4 protein-coding genes are annotated in these 3072 nt (G+C 63.7%); all 4 read right to left on the bottom strand.

Annotated elements, in window-relative coordinates; genetic code table 11:
• The coding region (locus tag Q0379_RS07200; RefSeq protein WP_299006336.1) for an NADH-quinone oxidoreductase subunit D at positions 1 to 1024 on the bottom strand (1024 nt) is incomplete at its 3' end.
• Between the two features lie 99 nt (positions 1025 to 1123).
• Positions 1124 to 1765, bottom strand: a complete 642-nt coding sequence (locus Q0379_RS07195) for an NADH-quinone oxidoreductase subunit C (protein WP_299006333.1) — start codon at positions 1763 to 1765, stop codon at positions 1124 to 1126.
• Positions 1762 to 2343 (bottom strand): NADH-quinone oxidoreductase subunit B, encoded by a 582-nt coding sequence (locus Q0379_RS07190; RefSeq protein ID WP_299006330.1) that lies wholly within the window; start codon positions 2341 to 2343, stop codon positions 1762 to 1764. Before Q0379_RS07190 ends, Q0379_RS07195 begins: the two co-directional genes overlap by 4 nt.
• The gene (locus Q0379_RS07185; RefSeq protein ID WP_066683466.1) at positions 2313 to 2690 is read right to left on the bottom strand and encodes an NADH-quinone oxidoreductase subunit A; all 378 of its coding nucleotides are present in this window, start codon (positions 2688 to 2690) and stop codon (positions 2313 to 2315) included. The genes Q0379_RS07190 and Q0379_RS07185 overlap by 31 nt, the downstream gene beginning before the upstream one ends.
• Positions 2691 to 3072 lie beyond the last annotated feature (382 nt).

Genomic DNA, 3072 nt, shown 5'->3' with positions numbered 1-3072 from the left:
AGCCCTCGGTGTAGAGCTTGAAGTGGTGGATCAGCGCTTCCATCGAGCGCTTCATCTCGGCGCGACGGGGCGGCGAGACCTTGTTGTCTTCCGACAGGACCGGACCGTGCGTCTTGCGCAGCATGTCGCAGGCCTGGCGGATGATCTTGGTCGACTCGCGCATCTCCTGCATGCGGCAGAGATAGCGGTCGTAGCAGTCGCCGTTCTTGCCCAGCGGGATATCGAATTCGAAGTCGTTGTAGTTCTCGTAGGGCTGGCTGCGGCGCAGGTCCCAGGCAATGCCCGAACCGCGCACCATCACCCCCGAGAAGCCCCACAGTATCGCGTCTTCCTTGGTCACGACGCCGATGTCGACGTTGCGCTGCTTGAAGATGCGGTTGTCGGTAATCAGGCCTTCGATGTCGTCGCAAATCTTGGGGAACGCCTTGGCCCAGGCGTCGATGTCCTCGACCAGCTCCGGCGGCAGGTCCTGGTGGACGCCGCCCGGACGGAAGTAGTTGGAGTGCAGGCGAGCGCCGCAAGCGCGCTCGTAGAACACCATCAGCTTCTCGCGCTCCTCGAAGCCCCAGAGCGGCGGCGTCAGGGCGCCGACGTCCATGGCCTGGGTCGTCACGTTCAGCAGGTGGTTCAGGATCCGGCCGATTTCCGAATACAGCACCCGGATGATCTGGCCGCGGATCGGCACTTCCACGCCGAGCAGCTTTTCGACGGCCAGGCAGAAGGCGTGCTCCTGGTTCATCGGCGCCACGTAGTCGAGCCGGTCGAAGTACGGCACGTTCTGCAGGTAGGTGCGCGCTTCCATCAGCTTTTCGGTGCCGCGGTGCAGCAGGCCGATGTGCGGGTCGACGCGTTCGACGATTTCGCCGTCCAGTTCCAGCACCAGGCGCAGCACGCCGTGCGCGGCCGGGTGCTGCGGGCCGAAGTTGATGTTGAACTTACGGACAGGCGTCTCCGGAACAGCCGGAGCCGTCGCCTCGTCTCGGAAGTAGTCGGTCGCCGCGGCGGGCGAGTTCGTGCCGGTCATGGCTACGGACCTTCGTTACACTGTTCCATGCCGAGCCAGACCATCGGCCTATCCCCGGCAAGTGATCATGGAGCTGGCGCTTGAGCGCCGACCCCAGCCCTACGCGTCTCCCGCCCGCTTCTCGGCTTTCTCGTCGCCGGGCAGCGCATACTTCGCGCCTTCCCACGGGGAGAGGAAATCGAACGCACGGAACTCGGTGATCTTCACGGGTTCGTACACCACACGCTTAAGCTCGTCGTCGTAGCGCACTTCCACATAACCCGTCATGGGGAAGTCCTTCCGCAGCGGGTGGCCGTGGAAACCGTAGTCCGTGAGGATGCGGCGCAGGTCCGGGTGCCCTTCGAAGAACACGCCGTACATGTCGAAAGCCTCGCGCTCGAACCAGTCGGCGACCGGGAAGACCGGCGTCACGCTGGGAACGGCGGTGTCCTCGTCGGTCTGCACCTTCAGACGGATGCGATGGTTCTTCACCAGCGACAGCAGGTGATAGACGACGTCGAAACGACGCTCGCGCTGCGGATAGTCGACGGCCGTCAGATCCACCAGCTGGTGGAAGCGGCAGTCGGGATGATCGCGCAGGAACTCAAGCGCCTGGATGACCCGGTTGGCCGGGCCCAGCACCGTCAGCTCGCCGAACGCCACGTGATAGGCGGTGATCGCGCCGGCGCTGTTGGCGACGATGGCCTGGCCCAGCGCTTCCAGCGGCGAGATCGCCGTTTCGGTGGAAACCACGTCGGTCATCGCTCGATCGTCCCCGTGCGGCGGATCTTCTTCTGCAACTGCAGAACGCCATACACCAGCGCCTCGGCCGTGGGCGGGCAGCCCGGGACATAGATGTCCACCGGCACGACGCGGTCGCAGCCGCGCACGACGCTGTAGCTATAATAGTAGTAGCCGCCGCCATTGGCGCAGCTGCCCATCGAGATGACGTAGCGCGGCTCGGGCATCTGGTCGTAGACCTTGCGCAGAGCCGGAGCCATCTTGTTGGTCAGGGTGCCGGCGACGATCATCACGTCCGACTGGCGCGGGCTGGCGCGCGGCGCGAAGCCATAGCGCTCCAGGTCGTAGCGCGGCATCGACGCCTGCATCATCTCGACGGCGCAGCAGGCCAGGCCGAACGTCATCCACATCAGCGAGCCCGTGCGGGCCCAAGTGATCAGGTCGTCGGCGGCGGCCGTGATGAAGCCCTTGTCGGCCAGCTGCTGCGACACGCCATCGAAGAACGGGTCATGCAGCTTGGGGTCATACCCCTCGACCGTCGCGCGGCCAGCCGCGTTGGCGGGAACGATCACTCCCATTCGAGGGCGCCCTTCTTCCATTCGTAGATAAAGCCAACGGTCAGGACGCCGAGGAAGGCCATCATCGACCAAAAGGCGAACTGGGCCACGTCATGCGGTAGCTTCATCAGCGTGACCGCCCACGGGAACAGGAACGCGACTTCCAGGTCGAAGATGATGAACAGGATCGACACCAGATAGAACCGGACATCGAACTTCATGCGCGCGTCGTCGAAGGCGTTAAAGCCGCATTCGTACGCGGACAGCTTTTCCGGGTCCGGCGCCTTGGGCGCGAGCACGGCCGCGGCCAGGATGAAGACGATCCCGATAGCCGCCGCGATCCCTAGGAAGATCACGATCGGCAGGTACTGAAGAAGGAAGGCGGTCATGACGGGCCTTGGCTTGAATCGAGCGGGTTGTAGCCCACTGTCGCAACCGCTTCAAACACCCCGGAACACATTGAGAAACGATCGCAACTAGAGCTCGTTTACCTAACGGCGGTTCACCAATGTCTGGACGCCCATTCCTTGCCCGCAAAGGCCGGCGCGGGCGCCCTGCCCTCTATTTAAACCAGCGAAACACAAACCTCTCCACACGCCATTTGTCGCTTCTTCGATATGGCCGTTGACACGAGTCTTCGAGCGACATATCAGACGCGCCTCGCCGATCGGCGGGTCGCACTTTCGCTTCGGCGAAGGGATATGCGGATGTAGCTCAGTTGGTTAGAGCGCCGGCCTGTCACGCCGGAGGTCGCGGGTTCGAGCCCCGTCA

It is taken from the genome of uncultured Caulobacter sp. (genome assembly GCF_937900395.1).
Classification (GTDB): Bacteria; Pseudomonadota; Alphaproteobacteria; order Caulobacterales; family Caulobacteraceae; genus Caulobacter.
Note: the sequence above shows the minus strand (reverse complement) of the source record. Positions and strands in the feature narration are given on the sequence as shown.